This window comes from Cupriavidus sp. FW216-B1, assembly GCF_058789195.1.
Map to the genome: position 1 here is coordinate 116515 of NZ_JBYTEL010000017.1, position 22129 is coordinate 138643.

Genomic DNA, 22129 nt, shown 5'->3' on the forward strand with positions numbered 1-22129 from the left:
GGACGCCATGTCCAAGACCGAAACCCGCGTATTGACCGCCCACGTCCCGGTGCCGCTGGCCGAAAAGGTTGACCAACTGGCCGACCGCCTCGAACGCTCGCGCGGCTGGATCATGAAGCAGGCGCTGTCTGCCTGGATTGCCCAGGAAGAGGAGCGCGATCGCCTCACCCGTGAGGCACTGGCCGATGTGGACGCCGGCCGCGTCATCGGTCACCAAGCGGTGCAGGCCTGGGCGGACAGCCTGGGCACCGGTGAACCGCTGGCGGTGCCGCGCTGATGGAACTGCAGTGGACTGGAAAGGCGCAGGAAGACCTCGCACGCCTGTACGAGTTTCTCGCCCCGGTGAACCAGCCAGCGGCAGCGCGCGCAGTGCAGGCGTTGATCAAGGCGCCAGAGACCCTGTTGACCAATCCGCGCGTGGGTGAGCAACTGTTCCAATTCGAGCCACGCGAAGTACGGCGCATCCTCGTCGGCCAGTATGAGATGCGCTACGAGATCCAGGGCGACACCATCTACGTGCTGCGGCTGTGGCACACCCGCGAAGACCGATAACAGGAGGCAAGACCATGCTGGAGTACCGGCTGACGCCGAACCATGCCGGCGTCGCGTTGTGGGGCGATTTCGCGGCGCTGGAACGGCTGCATGGTTTCATCCACTACGTCGTGCAGGAAAGCGTCTACATCGAGGACAAGGAGGGTTTTGTGCTCGGCCTCGCGTACGACGTACGCAAAGCCTACTCGGGGCAGCGCAGCGTCGACCATCGCGGCGACACCAAGGACGACCGCTGCCGCATTTACGGCGTCGAAGTCCTGTGGCCGGTGCTCCTGACCCAGGTCGGCGTGCTGCGCCAGGCCATGGCCTTCGTCCCGACCAACAAGCTCGACCAGGCGATCATGTTCGAGTTGGAGCACGTGGTCGAATCGGCAGTACGCGCCGCCACGCCGGTGTTGGCCGATGAAGTCATCCACCGCACACGGTCCGCCTCGAACGCGACCTACGTGCACCTGGAGAGCGTGCTCGATAGCCGCTGTCGGTACTTCATTGCGCTGCCGCCCAAACAGCGCCTCAAGATGCTGCCCAAGGTGATGGCGACATTCGATCCGATGTATGGATACCTGGCCAAGTCGGATGTCACGATGCGCCCCGATGTCATCCCGCCCACCGCCTTCATCGACAGCGATGAAGACTGGCCGGACTTCGAGTGGTGATGCACATGCAGTCCATTCCGGCTGACCTGACCGCACCTCTTCATTGATGACCCAGCTTGTTCCTTCGTTCAACGGCCCCGCACAGGCCATCGAGCAGTTGCGCATCCCGCCGGTACTATCGGGGGCCAACGGCGGCAACCGTGCGCGCGCAGGCACCCGCCAAATCACGGCGGACGATGATCTGTCCGCCGTTGCTGCGTGGCTCGCACGCTATGCCGCGGTTCCAGGCACGGTTGCGACCTATCGCAAGGAAGCCGAGCGCCTGATGTTGTGGGCGATCCTGCAGCACGGCAAGCCGCTGTCCTCGCTCACGCACGAAGACCTGTTGGTGTATGAGCGCTTCCTGGCCGACCCGCAGCCGGCATGGCGCTGGGTCATGGCCTCGCGCAAGAAGCTGGCGCGAACATCGCCCGATTGGCGCCCGTTTGCCGGCCCGCTGTCGCCCACGAGCGTGCGGCATGCGATGACGATCCTCAACGCGCTGTTCGCTTGGCTCGTCGAAGCGGGGTATCTGGCCGGCAATCCGTTGTCGCTCGCACGCCGGCGCGGCACCAAGGCGCCGCCGCGCGTGACGCGGTACCTGACGCACGACCTTTGGGATACCGTTCGAGCCACGATCGAGACGATGCCCGTCACGACCGAACGCGACCGGCTGCATGCGGCCCGTTGCCGGTGGCTGTTCTCGGTCTTGTACCTCGCCGGCCTGCGTGCGGCGGAAATCGCCAGTACGCCGATGGGCGCGGTGTTCTGCCGACGCGATGCCACTGGCGTCGAGCGCTGGTGGATCGAGGTCAAGGGCAAGGGCGACAAGACACGACTGGTCCCTGCCACCGACGAACTGATCGCGGAACTGGCACGCTACCGGCGCATCTGTGGCTTGCCGCCGTCGCCGCAGGCCGGTGAAACGCGCCCTTTGCTGCTGCCCGTGATCAGACCGGAAAAGCCGCTCTCGCGCGCGGCGATTCACTTGATCGTCAAAGAGGTGTTCAAGCTGGCGGCTGACCGGCTGCGGTCTCAGGGGCCTGAGTTCAACGTGCAGGCGGATCGGCTGGCCAGCGCATCGTCCCACTGGCTGCGCCATACCGCCGGCACCCACATGACCGACAGCCATGTCGACCTGCGTTTCGTGCGCGACAACCTCGGCCACGCGTCGCTCACCACGACCAGCATCTACCTGCACACCGAAGAGGATCTGCGCCACGCGGCGACGCAGGCGAACCACCGGCTGGGCTGGGGCACCTAAGCGTACCCAGGTAGGTACCGTAGAGGGACAGCCTGAGTCATCCAGCTTTGTCGTCGGGGTGCGTCCAATCCGACAAGGCGATCAACTCGTTCAGTTCGTCGTCTGGGATCGAGAGCAACCAGGCACGTAGCTCATCCTCATTCATCTCGACCGGGTTCTTGTCGAGGTCTACGATGCGCCAACGCAACCGCTCGCGGGCTTCCACGTTGAGCGGTGGCGGAAGAATCGGATGCGAGTGCGAACCGCTCGCACCCGATTTCGGCCTCAGACGGAACCCATAAAAGGTCTTCATTGCACTACCGACGGGCCGAGGTCAGTCCGTGAAACCGACCAGCCACTGATTGTCGTGGTCGAACAAGTAGGCCACCACGGTCCTATGCTTTTGGATCTGGGCCGCCTGCTTGGCGGCGCCGCGATAGTCTGCGAACACCTTGGCCAGGTCCGGGTTGGCACCATACCGATAGACCGTGACCCCGCGTTGGGACTCCATGGCATCGGCCAGGAATTCGTCGCTATCGGGCAGGTGCACGACGTAGCCCACGAACTTCGCGGACGCCGCAAAACCCATACTTTCGCGCATGGCCTCGGGGCTCGGTACCGCGCCAATGGCAGCCTCCACACGTTCTGTCTGACTGCCGCGCCGCTTGGCCTCACCCATGGTGAGTACCTCCGGACGGGCCGTCGAGCGGGAGGTAGCGCCCATCGGACGATTGGCTGCCGACGACGCCTTCGCTGCCAATCATGTCCTGCCACGCAAGGATGGAATCGGCCACCGCATCGGAGTCGCCCTTGAATGCGACGACCGACTCCCCGCACGTCGGGCACGGCCCGCCAAAGGCCGCATCGATACCGGCCAGGCCGCGCGTGCCCAGCGCCTCAAACTCGGCAAACGCCGTTTTGCAGCTGCCGCACACCAGCGTCTCCGGGCGCAGCGCCGCCAGTTTGGCGTGCGCTTGCGCCACCCGTTGTTCTTTGGTCCCGCGTTGTTTTGCTTGTCCCACCATTTCTCCCTTGTTGATACGGCCTGAGCCGGCAAAGTCAGAGCGCGGTCAGCGGGCCGCTATTCTTCAGGCATCCAGTAAAACTCACCCGCATCCACGTCTTCCAAGATACGCGGCTCCGGCGCTCCCTTCTGCTCGACCGAGACAATCGTGCCGTGTCCGTACATGCGTTGGCCGACCTTTGGAAACTCCACGATCGCGATCACGGGTACCGCGAACGATGTTTCTTGGTTGTAGGCGTAGGCGTCCCCTGAAACCTCAATCCTCAGAATATCCGGCACTTGATCTTCGGCGCAATGGCAGCGGCTTGAGGTCGCTCTCTTGACATCCGGGTAACCGACCAATCGCTGGATGGCGTGGATTCGGGAATTGGACGTGTCCTCGAAAACAAGTTCAGCCGCGTTGTGCATGCCGCCGATGGTGGTCAGCCAAAATGGCGTAATGCCGCTGGGTCGAAGCGCCAAGGAAACGTCTCGCCACTGCGCTTCAGTCACGGCAAGTCCGAGGTCCTCCGCGCGTGCGAGTCCCGCCGCATCGTCGAACAGGACATAGTGGGGCTTGCCATTCAGGGTGTCGAGATCCGTCGCGCGAAGCGACGCGTACGTTCGGTGGCCGAGGCAGGCAGCGAGGAGCTGATGCACTTGGCCGAGTTTGATTTTGGGAGCTTGCTTGACAAGGAGGGCGTGCGCGATGCCGCTCCAGCGGGAGAACTGGTCCATGGTTGTCTCTCAGAGCACAGCGAACGTTGAGCGTTTAGCGTCCGCCGCCTTTGACAATCATGCGACGCGGAAGGAAGAGATGAATTCGTGCCAGTTTAAGCCGCTCAAAACTTGGGCTGGGAGCCCAGGCGGCGATGCGCGCCCGTGATGATTCTGCCATTGGTCCGAACCAAACGCAAACGCAGTCACGAAGATGGCAACGATGGTCTGCCCTCGGGCGGATCTAAACGACTACTGCTCGATATAGGTGCCGAGCACCAGCACCTGTCCCGCCTCGGAAATCTCGAAAACGACGTTGCGACAGTTGAATTCAAAGCCGGTCCCATCGACGCCGTGCAGGTAGGAAACAACTCCGCCGCCTGCGAAGTGCACCGTATGGGACACGGTGTCGTAGAGGCGGATGATGCTGTGTTTCACAACCTTCGAGAGATCGGCGATGGTGACTGCGCGGATAGCCGGCGTCCGCCCGTCGATGTCACCGTCGCGTGAGCAGTGAACCGTGGCGACGCCTGGCAACGTGACCATGAAGCTACCGTCGGGGTAGTCCATCCGCTGCCCACCTTGGCAGTCGACAGCGGCGCGGGAATGTGGCGAAGGTGGGTCGGATCGGTCAGGCATGGAGGTCTCTCGAAAACAGGACGGAAATGCTGTTTATGCGATCAAGGCGCCCCGGAGATTCCGACAACGCTGAAGACCAGCAACGGCAGCAGCATCAACCCTCCGATTCCCATGAAGACATAGGCGATTGCACGCAATACACGTCGCTGTGCGGCCATAGAGCGCAGCGCCTCCTCATCCGTGGAGGCACCCGTATCAGTCATCCCCATGGAAGCGAGCAGGCTCGCGATCCCGAGTCCGAGCAGGACGATTGGGAGGTCGAAGTCAGCTGAGGAAATGCCTGTTTCCTGGCTGCGTCAAAGCATGGGGACCCCGCCGCCTGAGTACTGCTCCAGGACGCGCTTCGCACCACGTTCCAGCGCGTCTTGGCCGGCAGACAAGAGCTTGCGAGCTGTGCTCGCTAGACCCTCTTCTGCGCTATGCGCGACTTCGCCGACCTTCTGGGAGACTGTGTCCGCTACCTTGCCAGGCACCGCCGCCACACGGTCCCACGCCGCTTGCGCACGCTCGCCCAGCGTCAGCTCCGGCGCGAAGTGTGTGCGCCAGCGTAGATACCCCCATACTGAACTGAACTCGCGTCCGGTTTTCTCCAACGGCAGCGTGCCGTCCTTCAGATAGCGGTCCAAATCGATGCGATCCTGACCCATAACTGGTGGCGGTGGCGGCGCGACTTCACCCTTGCCGCCGTCAGAAACCGGCGCATAGCGCTCGATCGTTCCGCGCGGGTCCCGCTGGAGGTCCGCGCTCATCTTCTGCCACTCCGCCTTCCATCTGGCGTTCCACTCGGCATCTTTGCGCTTGAGGTCTTCCAGCCGGTTTTTTTCCCTCAGCTTCCAGACCCCTTCATTGGTGGCGCCCATTGGCTTGAACCACGCACGCGAGTCGTGCACGTAGTCGTCAAAGAACTTGACGATCCTCGGGTCCAACGGCGACGTGTCATTCCAATACTCTTTGACCTCTCGCCACTGTGCAACTTTGTCGCCCCATATGGCACGGTGGAGTCTGATCAACGCCTCAGCGGCCACACCTGACCTGCGGAATACCGCCGCCATCCAGCCATCTGAGTACAGGATGGAGTTTTCCATCTCCGACATCGTCTTGGCTTCTTCGCGCAATTCTTCGTTTGCGCCGCTCAGATCCTGTGCGCACTGAGCACTGTAATTCTGTGCTCGCCTGAAAAAGGGTTGGTTCTCAAAGGCATCGGGTCCGCTGCCCAGGCGCAGCCGACGCCAACGCAGGTACAAGCCGTATTGCACGTGTGCTGCGCCAGTAGTTCCTCCGCCCTTCTTTTTGATAAGCGGATTCACCGCATCAACGTACGCGTTGTAGTCCTTGATCAGTTGGGGCGAGATCTTGAGTGCATCCAGAACCCGAGGTGGAAGATCCGCTGACGGCTTCAACGGCACGCCGGCAGCAACGGCTTCCCGATACATCTTGGCAAGTGTCACTTGCGAGAGCTTGGTGCTGTCGTCGGGTGTTCCGTCGGCCCTGCAACCACGGCCTTGGTCCCCTGGCCGGTATGCCCCGCCCACATCCGTGTGGACGCCTGGATAGGCGATTTCGAGCAGATCCCTGGCGACCGCCTTGTCCAACGGGAACGAGCCACGTATTTCGTGTGAGGAAATCAAGTGGACCGTCCGATTGACATATTTCGGAATGCGTAGGAATTCCTCTTGGCCCCACCCGCCGTGGCCGGTGGAGAACATGGAGCTTTGGGCGAACCCCACGGACGCGACAGTATCCAAGATTCCGAGGAAATCGAAGCTCACCTCGACACCAGCCAGCGTCATACCTGGGTCGAACGCATCTTCCAGCCAGTTGCTGAACACCCGAGCTTCCGCCGCGCCGCGTGAGAATCCGAACACGTACAGGCGAATGCGCTGGAGCTTCGGCTTGCGGTCGGCGATGAGTGCCTTCAGCTTTTGCGAAAGGAACTCGCGCCGCCGTTGCAACTCCTGCTTGCGCGGAATGGCATTGGGAATGTTGTCCGCCGTGTCCAACGCGACGGCGAGCGTGCGCCCCGTCCCTGCGTCATTCAGTTGCTCCACTTCGTCTTTGATCTTCTGCGCCTCGTCGCGTGCGCCGGCTTCCGCGCGCTTATGTACAGGGAAGCTCAAATCGCCCGAGATTTTGCGAAGCACCTTCAGATCTTCGGTGCCCATCGCCCTACTCAGATCATCTCCGTAAAACAGCTGGTAAAGCGCATCGGTTAGTTTCAGCAATGCCCAATTGATGCGGGCTTCACCGCCCCAGCCCGCCATCAGCCCCGCCCGTGCGTCATAGCCGCGGCCGGTGTCGCCGATTTCTTTCTCGAACGGTGTCCCGATGCCGGGCACATAGAAGGCCACCTGATTTTTCTTCCGCTCAAAGATGTCGTACAGCCGCGCTACGTTACTGTGGGCGTGCTTGGGTGCGTCCCGATCCTTGTTGTTGTTGGTGCCATCGAAGAAGATCCCGATTCGCAATTCCTCGGTGCATTGCCCTGAGAAGGCCTCAATGTTGTTCGCCATGCACCGTCCCTTCTCGTCCAGCGTTAGGGCGAAGGGATTTGGCTGCAGTCGTTCGAGTTCGGCCATCTCATCGCTCCTGGCTGGATGACGCCATGCGCTCGGGATAGAACTTGGCGGCGCACGCCTTGTCCGCCATGCAAGCGTCTTCTGGATACTTCAGTCCGCCTGGAAATTTGGGATTGAGAGGCGTATAGCGCGAAGCAATGGCTCTTATCTTCTTGCCTGGGTAAAACGCTAGCCAAAGCGAACTTGGATCGCCGTCAGGATACGGCTCGACGGGGACCTGTGCCTTGTATGTCGCATCATGGTCCTTCCGGTAGAGCGTGTCGTCCTGCCATTCAACTTCTACTGTAAGACCTGGATGCCACTTGCGTGGCACACCGATTGCCCCTGCAACACCAAAACCCCCTGCATGGCGCTTCTCACTTCCTACCCAAACGCCGTTTACATAAACGATGTCGAGTCCCTCATCCATGTAGTTGAGCACTCGGACCTCAAGGCCGAGGTCTTCATCTTGCTGGGCAGCATTCGCCTGCTCCGCAGGCTTGCAGCCGGCGCTGAGCGTGGCCAACACCACCAACACGAGTGCCATCCATGTTCGAATTTTCATGACTGTTCCGTCGTTTCTTGCGACTGCAGCAAACCAGCTTCACTCAATGCACCGGCGACTACTCGAAAAACCACTGCGTCATGCGCGCCCGCGTTGAACTCGGGGCTATCCAGCGCCATCCGAATGCAGCTATGCGCCTGAGATGGTGTACCTGTTAGTTCTCCCCACCAATGCACGTTCGTCTGAATGAGTCTCAGCAGGCCATCCGGGCGAGCCAGCGCATCAAGACGATCCATCTGCTCCCGACTGAAGACATAGGGTTCGTCAGTCCGGTCGGCTGAAGCATCGTCAGGGTGACCGACAGCCTGCAACCTGCCATCGCGTCGGAAGTACCACCACCGCAACCCATTCAGGAAGCGCTCACGCTGCGCGTCATCAAACACCTGCAGCAGCGCATCCAACGAGCGGGTATCCGCGAAGCGGATCAGGAACGCCTTCCCCTCATGGTCCACAGCTTCCATCTGGTCCTGGAGGTGCGCGACTGGATCAAGAGCCGACGCGATGCGATGCAAGAAGCTCAGCATCGGCTTGCCCGAAGTCTCATTCAGAACGAACTCAAGGAACGTACGCCGTTCGGATTCTTCAACCGGTATGCGGACCACGGAGGGGGCGATTTCTGCCAAGCCGGGCCCGTCATAGCGCCCCTCGTAGAGTGACTGCGGATGCAAGCCCGGAAACCGCGAGCGTAGCCGCTGCGCGAAACCGGTATCGAACGCGTTGTCGACCAAGGCATACACGTTCGCCTCCGGCAATGCGCCAAAAAGTTGTGCCAGAGCGCTATCCGGGAAATCGTTCACCCAAGCAGGTTCATCCGAGCGTCTGCGTTGAATCTGGAAACGGGTTGCCATGGTGCCAATGACCTCGATGTCTGCTAAATCAGCCGTTCCTGCTACCGAGCGAATGACCGCCAGCCATTGCGCGCAACATGCATTCGACACAGATGCTCTGTGGAAACGCCGGCAACGGATACGACTGGTTCACCGGCCCATCAAAGGTGCGCTGCGCGGCCTTGTAGGTAATCGGCCCGGAGCACTCGACGGTGATGTTGCCGTCCTCCAGCGTAATGGCTGCACCGGCCGCCGTCGCCAGGCGAATCCGCTTGGCCGCCGCAAAATCCACGTTCATGTTGGCCGACACTAATTTCAGGTCATCCTTGGCCATGAGCTTCAGCGTGTCGTGCTGCGCCTGAACGTCGATGTTGCCCTGGCCGGCGGTCAGTTGCAGGCCGATGTTGTTGTCACCCGCCTTGGACAGGCCCGCCGCCACGCCGATCGCTTGCCCAGCGTGCATGCGCGCCTGTTTGCCGACGGCGATGTTGGTGTCCTGGCCGCTGCCCAGGGCGATGCTCTCGCCGTTGGCCAACTGCAGATCCTGACCGGCCACCATGACCAACCCGGCGCGGCCGTTCGCATGCACCATCGCCTCGCCCTGGTGTGGCACCTTGCCCGGCGTGCTGGTGTTGCCGGCGCTGGCATCCTGCTTCGCCGCATCGAGCGCCTTGCCGTCCACCATGCCGGCGGCGGCCTTCTCCTGCTTGGCCAGCGGCGCATTCTCGTCCTTCGCCGACGACAGGCCAGCGGTCTGATGGGTGACGGCCCCTTGGCCCAGCGATTGGGTGAGCGCCTTGGCCTGCTTGATGAGGGCAATGCCGGCGGCGTTGTCGCCTGTGGGCACAGCTTTGCCGCTGGCGGCGTCGCGGTAGGTGGTCAGCAGCAGTCCGGCCTGGCCGCGCACGGCGGCGTGGCCGTCGGTGCGCAGCTCGAAGCCCTGACCACGGAAGCTGCCGCGCCGGTTGTCCTGTTGGTGAACGAGGTGGCCAAGGTTGATCTGGCTGTGTAGCTGCGTGGTGGCAAGCTGCGTGCGCAACTGACCATCGCTGTCATCGAAGACGAGCTGGTTGTAGCCGCTGCCGCCGTGTTCGGCGCTCTTGAAGCCGGTGTGCGCAGCAGCGTTGCGGTGTCCGTCCGCGTCGGTGCCCATGCCGTGCCAGGCGGGGCTGTGGCCGCCCGCCACGTTACCCTGGGCGCTCGGGGCCGTATCGCTGCCTTGTTTGTAGAGTGCGGCCGTGTCCATTTGAGCTGCGGTTTGGCCGCCGGGCGTCGGCGCAACGCCGGCCTCGCCCTGACCGTTGTAGAGGGCACCAATGACGACCGGCTGGTCGACATCGTCTTCGCTGAACTTGACGAGCACTTCCTGCCCAATGCGCGGCAGCCATTGCCAGCCCATGCCGGAACCGGCCTGCCGCTGCGCGACGCGTACCCAGCGGCTGCTTCGGTCATCTGCACGCTCGCCTTGTTGCCAGGGAAAGCGCACGCGGATTTCACCTGCGGGGCTGGCATGGTGCTCGCCGTCTCCGCCGGCTTGGGTCTGGCCGTCCGGGCCGACCACGATGGCGCTGTGTACGCCTTGCGCGGTGGGCGCCGCGTAGAGACGGCCGCAATCGGGTTCAGTCACGGCCGGGCGCCAGGGCCGGCGTGCGTCGCCGGCGCGGAAGACGCCAGCGTAACCGTGCGCGCGTGCTGCTTTGAGCAGATCGCCAGTCGGCGTGCTGCGTTCGACGGGGCCTTCTGCTTCTTGGAAACCAAAAACGCCCGGGCCGGATTCCGGCGCGCTGGGCGGCGTATCGAATGCCAGCGCGGCATCGAGCCCGCCCAAACGCTGGCTGAGCGCGTTGTGCGTATCGACGGTCAGGTTGTTGATGCCGCAGTGCTCGACCAGATCCATCAACAGCGGATAGGCGCCTTCCACGTCTTGCGGCAGGTGCGGGCAATCCACCACCTGCAGACGCGTACCGCTGCGCAGCGTGCGCACCGTGCCTCGCCCCGAGAACAGCAGTGCGCGCGCCTCCAGGCTTTCCATGACCTGCTCGGCAATGCGCTGGGCATTGGCGGAATCCGGCGCCAGCGACGGGCTGATGGACAGATACGCGTCGGGGCTGCCGGCGCTGGTGGCAAAGCGCGCGGGCGCATGGGCACGCACGCTGTGCTTGCCTTCCGGGTCCCACGCGGCCACGGCAACGCCGCCGGCAGTTGTGCGGGTGTGGCAGGCCAGTTGCTGGATGGCGTCGCGCTCTTCCAGGCTGTGCGCGCGGTGGAAGCGGATGCCGCCGGCCGCAGCCGACTCCGTGTCTTCCGGCAGCTGCGTGCTGTCGGCAAAGATCACCAGCGTGTGGCCGCCGTGCGCCTGGTCGTCTTCCACCGTGGTGAAGCCGAGCCCCGCCTCGGCGAGAAGGCGTGTGACGAAGTGGTAGTCCGTCTCGCGAAACTGCGCGATGTGCGCGCGTGTACCGAAATCGCTCATGCGTGCTTCGGCACCGGCCGCGTAGCGCCACGAGGCGTACGGCTCGTACGGCGACAGCATCTGCTCAATGATGTCAGCGAGCGGCCGATTCTGGAACACCTGGCTGTGGCGCTGCTGCGTGGTCAGCCAGAACCATGGCACCACCGTCAGGCGATAGCGCGTGAGGCTGCCGTCCGCGCCGAGCTTCTCAGCCAGGCGGATCAGGCCCGTGCGCTTGGTCTGCGTACCATCGGCCAGCGTCGTGACCAGCGTGACCCGCTGGCCCAGCAATGATTTGAGCGCGATGCGCGCATTGGCGCTGACGGCCACCACGCGCCATTCGAACAGTTCGGACAGTGCCTCGCGACCGAGCCAGGCTTCCACCGCCAGATCCGCAAGCGGCCCGTCGCCTTCCAGCGTGTACAGGCGGCGTGTGGGGGCGAAGAGGTTCTGAAGAAGGGTTGTGACTTCCATGCGGCGATCTGCCCGTTACAGGTGCAATGTCCAACCATCCACCGGCGGCTGCACGCGCGCAGGATCTGGGCGGGGGGATTTGTTTTCGAGAAGTTCGGTAATGGCATCGAACGCTGCTAGGCGCGCAGCCTCATCAGAGGCATAGCCCGTTTCTGCCCGACAGATTTCGGTTTGCCGGATGGGGCGAATTTCGTAACGCCATCCGTTCTCCTGCCGCCACACCGTGGTCACATAGCCATCGGCCGGAAGCGACATGGGGCCATCGAAACTGCCGCCGCGCTTCCATGCGCGGGTCAGCCATAAGAGGCGCTTGGTCGCCCGGCTGCGCGGCGGCGGCTTCGGCTCGCTCTGTTGCGGTTTCACCCGCAACTCGCGGGAACAGTCTTCGTCGACGCGCAGCACGCCGTGGTAGTTGTGATGACGTAATACGTGCACCGGCCCCGTGAACACGCCACGGCATCGGTCACACGTGCCGACACCGGCGTCGCCCTCGTCGGCAGCGACGCGAATCCACCCATCGCGCGGCAAGCCGGCCTTGATCCATCGGCCTTGCTCCCAGACAGTGGGCGGTCGGGTTCCGCGGGCTTTGCGGGGTGACCTGATTGACCTCATCGACGACCAGCACGGGTTGACCAAAACCCGGGATGGTAGAGCGGCTGTGGCCCGTTATCGCTGAAAAATATCGAAATCAGACTTAAAAAGAACTGTCCACCAGACCCGATGCTGGCATTGCTTGCATGCGCGCTGACACGGTTTTCAGCCCGAGGCGGGGCCGATATCGCACCGGTCAGCCCTTATGATGCGTAGCCTGGCGTGACGAGACTCAAGACGCAAACATTCTCGGCGGTTGAGACGATGCAGCAGATCCATGACACGGCCTACCCAATGCTGCCGGCCGAACTGGGGGAAACGGAACTGGCCACGGTGTTCACCCCGAGCCCGGCCGAAATCCGCTTTGTTGCCGACCAGTATCGGCAAGCGCCCACGCGCGCGCTGATCCTCGTCCAGCTCAAGCTGTACCAGCGGCTGGGCTACTGCCCGCCAGTTTCGGGCGTTCCGACGGCCATCGTGCATCACGTGTGTTCGGTGCTGCGCATCCGCCCACTGCTGCGCAGCGTGCTGGCACGATACGACCGTTCAGGAAGCAAATCCCGCCACCAAAAGCTCCTGCGCGACTTTATCGGCATTCGCACCACGGACGCGCAGACACACGCGTGGCTTGCCGATGTGGCCGCGCACGCGGCGCGCATCAAAACGGAACTGCCTGACATCATCAACGTCCTGATCGAGGAGCTGATCCGGCACCGCTATGAATTGCCGCCGCTGGCCGCGCTGACCAGGATCGCTGCCCACGCCCGCAGTCAGGTCAACGAAACCATCTACCGCACGATCGTCGAGGCGCTGGGGCCCGACCTGATCGTCAGAATCGATGCGCTCTTCGACAACCGTGGCGGGCGCACCGGCTGGGATCAGGTCAAACGGGAACCCAAGCGGCCCGCGCCACGGGAGATCGCCGGGTTCCTCAAGCACATCGAGGCGCTGCGTGTCTTGGCTGATGGCATGCCGGTGGCACCGGAGATCCTCACCGCGCCAAAGTGCACGCAGTTGGTCACGGAAGCGCGCGCCCTGGATGTCCAGGAAATGCGGTCGCTCAAGCCCACCAAGCGCTATGCGTTGGCTGTCCTGTTCATCCTTGCGCAGTTGCAAAAAGCACTGGACGACGTGGCCGAGATCTTCATCAAGACGGTGCGCAACCTGGAACATACGGCCGAATTGCGCCTGCAGCAGTACCAATTAGCGCACGCGGACCAGCTTGAGGCCCTGGTCGGTCAGTTTCGAGACGTGCTCGGTGTGCTGCAGGACGACACGCTGCCGGCGGAAGCCCGTGTCGCGAAGATGCGCGCGGCGCTGGGCGGCGATCCCGATGGGGTACTGACCCGCTGCAATGAACACATCGCCTACGCGGGAAACCATACGTTTCCCTTCATGCTGCGTCCGTATCGGAACCTGCGGGCGCTGCTGTTCCAGTGCCTCGATCTGCTATCGCTCAGGGCCAGCTCGCAAGACGATGCGCTCCTGCGAGCGCTGGACTGGATGCGCAGCTACAGGACCTCGCACCGCGAATACCTGATGCTCAGCGACCGTGACGCGGCCAACCTACCGCTGGGCTGGATACCGGACAAGTGGGAGAAGCCGATTTTCCCGAATGGCAAGAGCGGCCGGCTGATGCACCGCAAGTACTTCGAGCTGTGCGTATTCAGCCAAATCATGCGGGAGTTGAAATCGGGTGACATCTATGTGGAGAACAGTGACCAGTACGACGATCCACGTGTGCACCAGGTGTCGTGGGAGGAGTTCCGGGCGGAACTACCGCGCTACAGCGAGCTGGTCAATTTCCCGGTCGACGGCAAGGCATTCGTCCAGGCGTTGAAAGAAGAATTGGGTACGCTCGCTGACGCGGTGGACTCTGAGTTCCCTGCCAACGACCATGTGGAGATCAGCGAACAGGGGCTCATCCTGCATCGGCTGGAGAAAGATCCCGATCCGCCCAACAAGCTGCTGATCGATCAGGCCATCACCGCGTCGATGCCACCGGTGAGCATTCTGGACATCCTGATCGAGACCGAGCGGTGGCTCGACTTGCACAAGCTGTTCGGTCCGCTGTCGGGGTTCGAAGCCAAGATCGACGATCCGCGCAAGCGGTTCATCACAACGCTGTTCTGTTATGGCTGCAATCTCGGACCGAGCCAGACCGCGCGCTCGGTGAAGAACCTGAGCCGCAAGCAGGTCGCCTGGCTGAATCTGCGACACGTCACCGAGGAGCGCCTGGACAAAGCCATCGTGCAGGTCATCAATGCCTACAACCGGTTCGCTTTGCCGAAGTTCTGGGGTTCCGGCAAGCGGGTGTCGGCCGACGGCACGAAGTGGAACCTCTACGAGCAGAACCTGCTGTCGGAATATCACATCCGGTACGGTGGCTATGGCGGCATCGGTTACTACCATGTCTCCGACATGTACATCGCGCTGTTCAGCCACTTCATTCCCTGCGGCGTGCACGAGGCCGTCTACATCCTGGATGGGTTGCTCAAGAATGCCTCCAGCGTGCAGCCCGACACCGTCCATGGCGACACGCAGGCGCAGAGCGGGCCGGTGTTCGGCTTGGCACATCTACTGGGGATCAACCTGATGCCGCGCATCCGAAACATCAAGGATCTGGTGTTCTACAAGGCCGACCGGCGCCGGCGCTACAAAAACATCGATTCGCTGTTCCGGGGCACCATCGACTGGGCACTGATCGAGCGGCATTTCCCGGACATGCTGCGCGTGGCCATCTCGATTAAGGTCGGCCGTATGACGCCGTCGACGATCCTCCGGCGCCTCGGCTCCGAGAGCCGCAAGAACAAGCTGTACTTCGCTTTCCGAGAGTTGGGCCGCGTCATCCGTACGATGTTCCTGCTGAAGTACATCAGCAACCCCGACATGCGACGGGCCATCCATGCGGCCACCAACAAGAGCGAGCAGTTCAACGACTACGCGCAGTGGCTGATGTTCGGGGGAGAGGGCGTCATCGCCGAGAACATCCGGCACGAGCAGCGCAAGGTCATCAAGTACAACCAACTCGTGGCCAACATGGTCATCCTGTACAACGTGCAGTGGATGTCGCGCAAGCTCAAGGAGCTTCAGGAGAAGGGGTTGCCGATCGACGCCGAAGTGCTGAAGGTGCTGTCGCCTTACCGGAAGGACCACATCAACCGGTTCGGCGATTACTTGATGGACCTGCACAAGAAGGTGCCGCCGCTTGATCCGACGATCGATTTCTCTTTCAAATCAGCCGCTTAGACTCATTCTGGCGGAAATTTTACGAATCCCGGCCGACCCTCAAAATGCCCGGCTTAAGGTCGAGAACGAAAGACTGCTGGAGCAGTTTGTTGTGTGGGCTTACAACGCTAGCAACCGGGGCCTGGATGCCCAGTTGCTGAGCCAACCGCCGCCAAGAGTTCACCGAGATCAAACTAAACTCGGAGTTGTCCGAAAGGCTGCCAAGTTGTAGTTGACCTTACTGCGAGATTACGAGTTATTAATAAGCTTGTATGGGGCGATGCGGGCGTCGGTCTATGGCCCTGCACAGTACCAGCTCAATACCGTCTAATCTGTACCTGCGCAACCGATACCATCTCACAGCGAAGAGAGGCTCCGGCAGGCAAACTTCTGCTGAAGGAGTTAGCTTTTCGGTATCCCCGCTATGGGCAAGCCATGGCAGCACGGCACCACCGAAAGTTTCAATGGCAAACTGCGTGACGAGTGCTTCAGTCTGGAATGGTTTCGCAACCGGATCGAGGCCAGAATCGTCATCGCGGATTGGCGGCGCCATTACAACGAGGTACGACCGCATTCCAGCTTGGGCTACCTGACGCCGTTGCAAATGGCCCAAAGCTTGAGGAACTGTTTATCAATCCATGCCATTTCCCAAATGGCGGTGGTATGAAAAAACGGAGCAGGTCACTTTATCGGGATGAGAGGCTAGACTTCAAAGGTTTTGTCCTCAAAATTTCAAGAGCCAGTCGTTTGACTGGCTATTTTGTTTGTTGCCCTCGCCCATATCTTTCACTCCGTCGTAGCCGAAGCTGCCGTGGAAAGAATCGGTGTGGCGACGCCACAGCCCGAACTTCGGCGCCCAGGGTCGGCGGCGGCATTACAAGCCGAGCTCACAAGCCGATTTAGTGCGGACGGCTCAAAAGTATGTCGACGAAAGCAGCGATGGACGGATGCTTCAGCATGCCATTCCGAAACACGATGTAGATCTCCTTCCGGGGCGGATCGCCCTCAAAGGGAACCGTTGAAAACAAGACAAGTCGGGACTCGTTCTCGACGGACGCTTTCATCACGACTGATATCCCCAGTCCTGCCTGCACAGCACTTTTTACAGCGGCGGTACTGCCCAGTTGCAAGGAAACACTCAGCGTATTTGCCCGTGTACCGAGATACTGCCGAAGGACCCGTCCGGTGCCCGAGCCCGCCTCGCCTCCGATCAAGACTTGGTTTTCAAGCTGGTTCGGCCCAACACTCCGCATGCCCGCCCACGGATGCCCCAGCGGTACGATAAGTACCAGCTCTTCTCGTCGCCACAGCTTGGCAGCGAATCCCGGGCGCTCGTCCCATCTTTCGACGACAGCGATGTCCAGGTCGTAATTCTCTATGGTCCGCGCTATCGCCTCGTTTCTATCGATGACCACCTTGACTGAAAATGGCGTTCGCTCTTCAAACTCTTTTATATATGGCTGAAGCAAGTATATGCCCGTGTTAGAACTCGCACCAATCGTGATTTCATCTTTCTTTTCAAATAGAGTTCCGGCTTTACACGCCAGGTTGACGAGCTGTTGCGCATACGGCAAAAAAGTTTCACCCTCGGCTGTCAAGCTGCAACCGGCATTGCTTCGCACGATCACTTCCATCTTAAGCGACTCTTCAAGCTTCTTGATATGCTGCGTCACCGTCGACTGCGAAATGTCGAGTTGTTTTGCGGCGTCGCGGAAGCCCCCGGCTGCGACTACGGCCAGAAAACTCTCAACGTGATCGAGATTAATCACTCAGTCATCTCCCCGCTCCAACATGGTTGACCGCTCCGCGTGGAATGCGCCCTTGCAACGCTTCGAGGATACTGAGGGCGGCTTCACGCTCGATTTCCATCCGTACCGATTTGACCGCCGAACCCAGGTGAGGCGTAAAGAATGTGGGTAAAGCAGGATCAAGCAATTCGTCAGGAATAGAATGCGGCCTGTCGGGACGCGCCCATTCCTCCATCTCGAAGACGTCTGCGGCGTAACCGCCCAGATGCCCCGTCCGAAGCGCATGCACCACGGCCCGCTCATCTACGATGGAGCCGCGACAGGCATTGACGAGGTACGCACCGGGCTTCATGCGGTCTAATGCCCGAGCATTTATGGTGTGGTGGGTATCTGACGACATCGGCAGCATGGGAATGATGAAATCGCTTGTCGCCAATAGCTGGTCCAGCGATGTTCTGCTCGCATTCCATGCCCTTTCCGACTCTTGCGGCAAAGGCTGCGGATCCGTGTACTGAATTTGCATATCGAAGGCGGCCAGCCGCTTTGCGACCGCCCGCCCGACCGCTCCCGTCCCAATGATGCCGGCGGTTTTACCCGTCAAACCTGTGCCATAAAACCGCGGGGTCCAACCATTGAACTGGCGTGATCGAATGTAATTATCACCTTGCAGCATATTCCGTGTGATGCTCAGCAACAGGCCAATCGTTAGTTCAGCTGTGGGACTCGTAAGCAAATCAGGAACAATCGTAAACCAAATCCCATGGCGGGTACATGCCTCGACATCAAAGTTGTCATATCCTTTAAGCGCGGCGCCGATGACCTTCAGATTGGGGCACGCGGATAGAAAATCCGCATCTATGCTATCCGGCATAAACACCATCATCCCGTCCGCATCATTGGTGCGCAACAGTACCTCTTCCCGCGACATGGTTGAATCGGACTGATTGGAAATTACTTCAGCGGCGGTCTCAAGGAGGGCCAGCGTGTCAGGGTGGATTCGATGCGTTGTTACGATTCTTGGTTTCATGGGACCTCTGAGGAACGAACTACGCGACATGCCGCTGCAACGGCTCGTCTCTGTCGCTGTGTACGGCACGCTGCTGATAAATGGATCGTATCTTTTGCATCATGCCTTGATCATTCGGTTGGTTAGCCATATTCAAACTGATTCGCCCATCCCGCAATCCCACGACTCGATCAGACACTTCAAGTGCCAGGTCTACCTGGTGCAGGCTGCACAGGACCGCGACATTAAGATCTGTAGCCGCGGCTTTCAGCGTTTGCAGAACCGAGCGCGCCGTCAGCGGATCGAGGCTGGAGACGGGTTCGTCCGCAATAATAATCTTGGGCTTCTGCGCCAAGGCTCGCGCTATCGCAATACGCTGTTGCTGACCGCCTGACAGCAGTTGCGTAGGCGTGTTTGCATAATCGAGCATGCCGACCCGGTCCAGACATTCGAACGCGAGCACTTTGTCAGCCCGGCTGAAGCTTTTCAATGTGACGCGCCAAATGGGCATCTCTGCCAGACGCGCACCCAATACATTCTCGAGTGCTGAGAACCTTTTCACCAGGTGCAGTTGTTGGAACACGAACCCGATCTGGCCACGTACTGCCCGCAGACGCGCCGGAGACAGTTCATGTATGGATTCTCCGAGCGCCACGATAGAACCGGAGTCAATCGGCTCAAGGCCAGTGAGACATCGGAAAAGCGTCGACTTCCCTGCCCCGCTTGTGCCGAGCAAGGCAACCATTGAGCCGTGACGTACTTCGAAGTCAATCGATTCCAGGACAACTTTATTGCCGTATGACTTACCGACATTCTTTAACTGCAACGCTACATCTTTCATTGCGAACCGCCCTTCCAGTAATACGTGAAGCAATCAGTTATTCGCAGGGAGAGTTTCGAATCCCTCGCGTTTTGTGTCCAATATCAAGTACCTGAGCCGGTCACTGATGAAATCGATTGCCGACACCATCAGCAATATAACCGCCAGTACCGTAATCATCTTGTTGAATTCCAACAAGTCCACAGTATCTTTCAGGGTCTGCCCAATTCCACCTGCGCCTACGATGCCCAGTACTGTGGACGTTCTGACACTGAATTCCCAAATGTATAGAACGCTCGCGATCAGGTGCGGCATAACATCCGGGATCAGACCGTAGCGGATAATCTTTGCCCTGCTGGCACCGGTCAAGGCGAGCGCATCCAATGGCCCTTGGTCAACGGGCTCGATGGCTTCAGCAAACATTTTGCCGATTGCCCCTACCATGTGGAAAGTAATGGCCAGTACGCCGGAGAACGGACCGAAGCCCACTGCTGCTACAAATACAAGTGCATAGACAAATGTCTCCGTGCCGCGGCTGGCGTTCAGGATGGCGCGGGATACCCGATAGGTCCACTTGTTCGGACAGGTATTACGCGCAGCCATGAGTGCCAGCGGAAATGCCATGATTGTGGCGAATATCGTGCCAATCGTCGCCATGGCGAGCGTCTCGCCAGCCCCTTTTAGAATGACGTCCAGGTCGCTCAGGTCGGGTGGAAACATCTGCACGACGAATGACCATAGTCTCGGTAAACCGGCGCCTAGCTTCTGGAATTCTATCTGACACACGTACCAGGCCACTGCCAGCAAACTGAGTACTACGACCGACGTTGCAAAATGCCGCTTTCTCCTGGCTACGTCCCTCTTGACATTAGCCAGCATGACTTCTTCGATTCGCTGATTCATTGGTTCATCCTCTGTGGTATCGCGATGCGCGCCCGTATGTTCGTGCAGCGGAGACAAGGAGCTGGCGTGCGTCAGTCCACCTTGTCGTCCGCTGCCCTCATCCAAGAACGGACCCCTCGTGCTTTATAGTTTTCCCAGGATGCGGCCGGCGTCTTCGATTACCTTGTAATCGCTGTGCTTTGCCTTCACGAAGCCGTTATAGCCCGAGCCCATCAGCGACTGTGCTTTCTCTTCGGACAAGGACGTCAGTATTTCCGTGATGCGCGCTTTCAGAGCAGGATCAAAATCCTTCGGCACGGATATCGCGTCGTTCGGCAGCTTGCTGGATTCCCACACGATCTTGGACTTCGAAGGATCGATTTGACCCGCTTCGATCATCCCGTTCCGGCCCCGATCCATATCGGATCCGAGGTCGATCAGTCCGTGCTGAATCTGTGATTCGTTCTGGCCAAACGTGGCACCTTCACGATATTCAAAATAGCTCGCAGGGTCGATGCCGATGCTCTTGAAGTACGCCATCGGGATGAGCCAGCCAGAAGTGTTGCCCTGATCACCGAGTGACAGCTTCAAACCCTTCGCGTCCTCGGGCCATTTTTTGATCGGCAGATCGGCGCGACCGACAATGAGGGCTTTGTAGAACGGCTTCCCGCGGTACTTGGCCATTGCAAGCACTTCGGTGCCGGCCTTTTTATTCGACAAGACATAGCCCCAGGGTCCGAGCCAGCCCACATCGACATGGCCATTTGTCATTGCCACAGATATTGCCGCCCAGCTTTCCGGGGAGACGATTTCATAGGTCGCGCCGAGCTGGTCGGCGAGATACTTGAATATCGGCTCAAACTCTTTGATGGTCTGGCTAGGCGTTGGACGCAACGGCGCAATTGCAAAACGCAGGTGAAGTTTACCATTGACAACCTCAGCTGCCTGCGCGGGTGTGCACACTATGATTGTGGCGATAAAGGCAAGAATGGCGCGCGTTAACGCCTTCTTGAATTTCGAAAACAGAGTAAAAACTTGCATTATGACCTCAGTGAGTTAAAGACTTCAGTAGTACTTTTGAGTCAAAGCTCGTTGACTTTCAAAGATGCGATCACCGTACATCGACAACGGATACGGGACAGTCAAAGGGAGTTCCACCATGCGCGGGAATACGGTGGATCGGCCAGAGACCATGAGGCTTTCATAATCCCCATAGTTGCCACAGCCCAGAAGTGGCCAGGCATCAGCCGCGGCATAGCCGATGAGCAGAAAACGCCGCCTGATCGTTGAGTGGTTTGGGCCTGAACCATGAAGGGTCCGGACGTGATGCAACGTGACAGTTCCTACGGGTCCCGTCAGTAACTCCCCTTCTGTCGGGTCGAGCGCTTCGTCCCAGTTGGAGCGAGAGATCGCGTGGCAAAACTCGCCCGTCTCGACGTTCCGGTGGTCGTACACTTTTCCTTTGTGGGAGCCTGGCAAGCATGCCATCGCGCCATTTTTCTCACTTGTCTCGTCGAGGAAAATTCCGAGAGTAAGAAAATCATCGTTTGTGTGGGGATAGAATGCCCAGTCCTGATGCCACTGGACTGGCGCGCCTGATGGCGGCTTGAAGTTGATTTTGCTATTGTGCAAACGGATGTTTTCGCCCAGGAAATGCCGAAGCAAATCGACGATTTTTTCCGACCTGACCAAAGAATCTATTGCATCGAAATAAAGGTGAGGATTCTCGACGCGACGCAGTAGCTTCGTCGTCTCGCCATTCTTCTTTTCGAACTGGTAAGTCTCATTGTCCGAAGCTACGCCAATAGCTCCCAATTCAATTTGCTTGACGTCTTCAAGAATCTTCGCTACTTCCTCCGCGGAGAAAAAGCTTTCAATCTTCGTATATCCCTTGTCGAGATATTCGCGTTGCTGCTCTGCAAACATGGTGATGCTCCAAGGTCTTCCAACGAATAATCGGGAGGGCAAACTGCGGCTCCTTCCGGCATGCTGATTCGATCATGTAATCAATAAGTAACTTTGATCTACAGATCGATCATGAAAGGATGGTAGATCGTCGGTATGGCATAGGCATGACAGCGGGACGCGGAATGCAACACAGAAGGATGGTCGCAGGGTAATACCCCCTGAAATCCACCGCTGGGAGAAGTAGAATTTTCTCGTTAAGAGGGAGTTCTGCAGATGAAGAAGTC

21 protein-coding genes and 1 pseudogene are annotated in these 22129 nt (G+C 59.9%); 6 read left to right on the forward strand and 16 right to left on the reverse strand.

Features of this window, described 5'->3' with window-relative positions:
- Positions 1-7: 7 nt before the first annotated feature.
- Genes AC3WXD_RS26640 through AC3WXD_RS26655 form a run of 4 tightly spaced genes read left to right on the forward strand, consistent with a single transcriptional unit; the run spans position 8 to position 2451 of the window.
- Positions 8-277, forward strand: a complete 270-nt coding sequence (locus AC3WXD_RS26640; RefSeq protein WP_017514034.1) for a CopG family ribbon-helix-helix protein — start codon at positions 8-10, stop codon at positions 275-277.
- Positions 277-552: a type II toxin-antitoxin system RelE/ParE family toxin gene (locus AC3WXD_RS26645; RefSeq protein ID WP_017514035.1), complete on the forward strand. Its 276-nt coding sequence runs from the start codon at positions 277-279 to the stop codon at positions 550-552. Before AC3WXD_RS26640 ends, AC3WXD_RS26645 begins: the two co-directional genes overlap by 1 nt.
- Before the next feature lie 14 nt (positions 553-566).
- Positions 567-1208, forward strand: a complete 642-nt coding sequence (locus AC3WXD_RS26650; protein WP_017514036.1) for a DUF6904 family protein — start codon at positions 567-569, stop codon at positions 1206-1208.
- 46 nt (positions 1209-1254) lie between these two features.
- Positions 1255-2451, forward strand: coding sequence for a tyrosine-type recombinase/integrase (locus AC3WXD_RS26655; protein ID WP_017514037.1), 1197 nt, complete (start codon positions 1255-1257; stop codon positions 2449-2451).
- A 37-nt stretch (positions 2452-2488) separates the two neighbouring features.
- Here AC3WXD_RS26655 and AC3WXD_RS26660 read toward each other — a convergent pair whose 3' ends face one another.
- The 10 genes from AC3WXD_RS26660 to AC3WXD_RS26705 all read right to left on the reverse strand — a co-directional run bounded on the left by AC3WXD_RS26660 (position 2489) and on the right by AC3WXD_RS26705 (position 12190).
- The gene (locus AC3WXD_RS26660) at positions 2489-2743 is read right to left on the reverse strand and encodes a hypothetical protein (RefSeq protein WP_017514038.1); all 255 of its coding nucleotides are present in this window, start codon (positions 2741-2743) and stop codon (positions 2489-2491) included.
- A 21-nt stretch (positions 2744-2764) separates the two neighbouring features.
- Entirely contained in the window at positions 2765-3109 is a 345-nt protein-coding gene (locus AC3WXD_RS26665) for a hypothetical protein (protein ID WP_017514039.1), read from the reverse strand.
- Entirely contained in the window at positions 3102-3452 is a 351-nt protein-coding gene (locus tag AC3WXD_RS26670) for a hypothetical protein (RefSeq protein WP_038316601.1), read from the reverse strand. The genes AC3WXD_RS26665 and AC3WXD_RS26670 overlap by 8 nt, the downstream gene beginning before the upstream one ends.
- A 59-nt stretch (positions 3453-3511) precedes the next feature.
- Positions 3512-4171, reverse strand: coding sequence for a hypothetical protein (locus AC3WXD_RS26675; RefSeq protein ID WP_017514041.1), 660 nt, complete (start codon positions 4169-4171; stop codon positions 3512-3514).
- Between the two features lie 231 nt (positions 4172-4402).
- Positions 4403-4720 carry a hypothetical protein gene (locus AC3WXD_RS26680; protein WP_017514042.1) on the reverse strand — a complete coding sequence of 106 codons (318 nt, stop codon included), beginning with the start codon at positions 4718-4720 and terminating at the stop codon, positions 4403-4405.
- Between the two features lie 365 nt (positions 4721-5085).
- Positions 5086-7365, reverse strand: a complete 2280-nt coding sequence (locus tag AC3WXD_RS26685; RefSeq protein ID WP_039376341.1) for a T6SS phospholipase effector Tle1-like catalytic domain-containing protein — start codon at positions 7363-7365, stop codon at positions 5086-5088.
- 1 nt (position 7366) lies between these two features.
- Positions 7367-7909, reverse strand: a complete 543-nt coding sequence (locus tag AC3WXD_RS26690; protein ID WP_017513003.1) for a DUF3304 domain-containing protein — start codon at positions 7907-7909, stop codon at positions 7367-7369.
- Complete coding sequence (locus tag AC3WXD_RS26695; RefSeq protein ID WP_017513002.1) at positions 7906-8757, reverse strand: DUF4123 domain-containing protein; 852 nt, start codon at positions 8755-8757, stop codon at positions 7906-7908. The genes AC3WXD_RS26690 and AC3WXD_RS26695 overlap by 4 nt, the downstream gene beginning before the upstream one ends.
- 28 nt (positions 8758-8785) lie before the next feature.
- Entirely contained in the window at positions 8786-11662 is a 2877-nt protein-coding gene (locus AC3WXD_RS26700; protein WP_017513001.1) for a type VI secretion system Vgr family protein, read from the reverse strand.
- A 15-nt stretch (positions 11663-11677) separates the two neighbouring features.
- Positions 11678-12190 carry a hypothetical protein gene (locus tag AC3WXD_RS26705; RefSeq protein WP_017513000.1) on the reverse strand — a complete coding sequence of 171 codons (513 nt, stop codon included), beginning with the start codon at positions 12188-12190 and terminating at the stop codon, positions 11678-11680.
- Positions 12191-12517: 327 nt separating this feature from the next.
- Between AC3WXD_RS26705 and AC3WXD_RS26710 the strand changes: the two genes are divergently transcribed.
- Together AC3WXD_RS26710 and AC3WXD_RS26715 are read left to right on the forward strand one after the other, a co-directional pair.
- Positions 12518-15502: a Tn3 family transposase gene (locus AC3WXD_RS26710; RefSeq protein ID WP_049286361.1), complete on the forward strand. Its 2985-nt coding sequence runs from the start codon at positions 12518-12520 to the stop codon at positions 15500-15502.
- 406 nt (positions 15503-15908) lie between these two features.
- A pseudogene (locus tag AC3WXD_RS26715) lies at positions 15909-16148 on the forward strand (integrase core domain-containing protein); the annotation flags it as partial.
- Between the two features lie 232 nt (positions 16149-16380).
- Here the strand turns inward: AC3WXD_RS26715 and AC3WXD_RS26720 are convergent.
- From AC3WXD_RS26720 to AC3WXD_RS26745, 6 genes are all read right to left on the reverse strand, one after another.
- The gene (locus AC3WXD_RS26720) at positions 16381-17250 is read right to left on the reverse strand and encodes a LysR family transcriptional regulator (RefSeq protein ID WP_013743899.1); all 870 of its coding nucleotides are present in this window, start codon (positions 17248-17250) and stop codon (positions 16381-16383) included.
- A gap of 4 nt (positions 17251-17254) precedes the next feature.
- Positions 17255-18256: a phosphonate dehydrogenase gene (locus AC3WXD_RS26725; protein WP_026485313.1), complete on the reverse strand. Its 1002-nt coding sequence runs from the start codon at positions 18254-18256 to the stop codon at positions 17255-17257.
- A 19-nt stretch (positions 18257-18275) separates the two neighbouring features.
- Positions 18276-19076 (reverse strand): phosphonate ABC transporter ATP-binding protein, encoded by an 801-nt coding sequence (gene phnC, locus AC3WXD_RS26730; RefSeq protein WP_041682765.1) that lies wholly within the window; start codon positions 19074-19076, stop codon positions 18276-18278.
- A gap of 33 nt (positions 19077-19109) precedes the next feature.
- Positions 19110-19958: a phosphonate ABC transporter, permease protein PhnE gene (gene phnE / locus AC3WXD_RS26735; RefSeq protein ID WP_059414256.1), complete on the reverse strand. Its 849-nt coding sequence runs from the start codon at positions 19956-19958 to the stop codon at positions 19110-19112.
- 123 nt (positions 19959-20081) lie between these two features.
- Positions 20082-20978, reverse strand: coding sequence for a phosphate/phosphite/phosphonate ABC transporter substrate-binding protein (locus AC3WXD_RS26740; RefSeq protein WP_059414254.1), 897 nt, complete (start codon positions 20976-20978; stop codon positions 20082-20084).
- Positions 20979-21002: 24 nt separating this feature from the next.
- Positions 21003-21863 (reverse strand): phytanoyl-CoA dioxygenase family protein, encoded by an 861-nt coding sequence (locus AC3WXD_RS26745; protein WP_003118418.1) that lies wholly within the window; start codon positions 21861-21863, stop codon positions 21003-21005.
- Positions 21864-22129: the final 266 nt, after the last annotated feature.

Bases quoted from the DNA above. Each gene is read 5' to 3' on its own strand.
- AC3WXD_RS26640 (WP_017514034.1), top strand. From the start codon at position 8: ATGTCCAAGACCGAAACCCGCGTATTGACCGCCCACGTCCCGGTGCCG.
- AC3WXD_RS26645 (WP_017514035.1), top strand. From the start codon at position 277: ATGGAACTGCAGTGGACTGGAAAGGCGCAGGAAGACCTCGCACGCCTG.
- AC3WXD_RS26650 (WP_017514036.1), top strand. From the start codon at position 567: ATGCTGGAGTACCGGCTGACGCCGAACCATGCCGGCGTCGCGTTGTGG.
- AC3WXD_RS26655 (WP_017514037.1), top strand. From the start codon at position 1,255: ATGACCCAGCTTGTTCCTTCGTTCAACGGCCCCGCACAGGCCATCGAG.
- AC3WXD_RS26660 (WP_017514038.1), bottom strand. From the start codon at position 2,743: ATGAAGACCTTTTATGGGTTCCGTCTGAGGCCGAAATCGGGTGCGAGC.
- AC3WXD_RS26665 (WP_017514039.1), bottom strand. From the start codon at position 3,109: ATGGGTGAGGCCAAGCGGCGCGGCAGTCAGACAGAACGTGTGGAGGCT.
- AC3WXD_RS26675 (WP_017514041.1), bottom strand. From the start codon at position 4,171: ATGGACCAGTTCTCCCGCTGGAGCGGCATCGCGCACGCCCTCCTTGTC.
- AC3WXD_RS26680 (WP_017514042.1), bottom strand. From the start codon at position 4,720: ATGGACTACCCCGACGGTAGCTTCATGGTCACGTTGCCAGGCGTCGCC.
- AC3WXD_RS26685 (WP_039376341.1), bottom strand. From the start codon at position 7,365: ATGGCCGAACTCGAACGACTGCAGCCAAATCCCTTCGCCCTAACGCTG.
- AC3WXD_RS26690 (WP_017513003.1), bottom strand. From the start codon at position 7,909: ATGAAAATTCGAACATGGATGGCACTCGTGTTGGTGGTGTTGGCCACG.
- AC3WXD_RS26695 (WP_017513002.1), bottom strand. From the start codon at position 8,757: ATGGCAACCCGTTTCCAGATTCAACGCAGACGCTCGGATGAACCTGCT.
- AC3WXD_RS26700 (WP_017513001.1), bottom strand. From the start codon at position 11,662: ATGGAAGTCACAACCCTTCTTCAGAACCTCTTCGCCCCCACACGCCGC.
- AC3WXD_RS26710 (WP_049286361.1), top strand. From the start codon at position 12,518: ATGCAGCAGATCCATGACACGGCCTACCCAATGCTGCCGGCCGAACTG.
- AC3WXD_RS26725 (WP_026485313.1), bottom strand. From the start codon at position 18,256: ATGAAACCAAGAATCGTAACAACGCATCGAATCCACCCTGACACGCTG.
- phnC (WP_041682765.1), bottom strand. From the start codon at position 19,076: ATGAAAGATGTAGCGTTGCAGTTAAAGAATGTCGGTAAGTCATACGGC.
- phnE (WP_059414256.1), bottom strand. From the start codon at position 19,958: ATGAATCAGCGAATCGAAGAAGTCATGCTGGCTAATGTCAAGAGGGAC.
- AC3WXD_RS26740 (WP_059414254.1), bottom strand. From the start codon at position 20,978: ATGCAAGTTTTTACTCTGTTTTCGAAATTCAAGAAGGCGTTAACGCGC.
- AC3WXD_RS26745 (WP_003118418.1), bottom strand. From the start codon at position 21,863: ATGTTTGCAGAGCAGCAACGCGAATATCTCGACAAGGGATATACGAAG.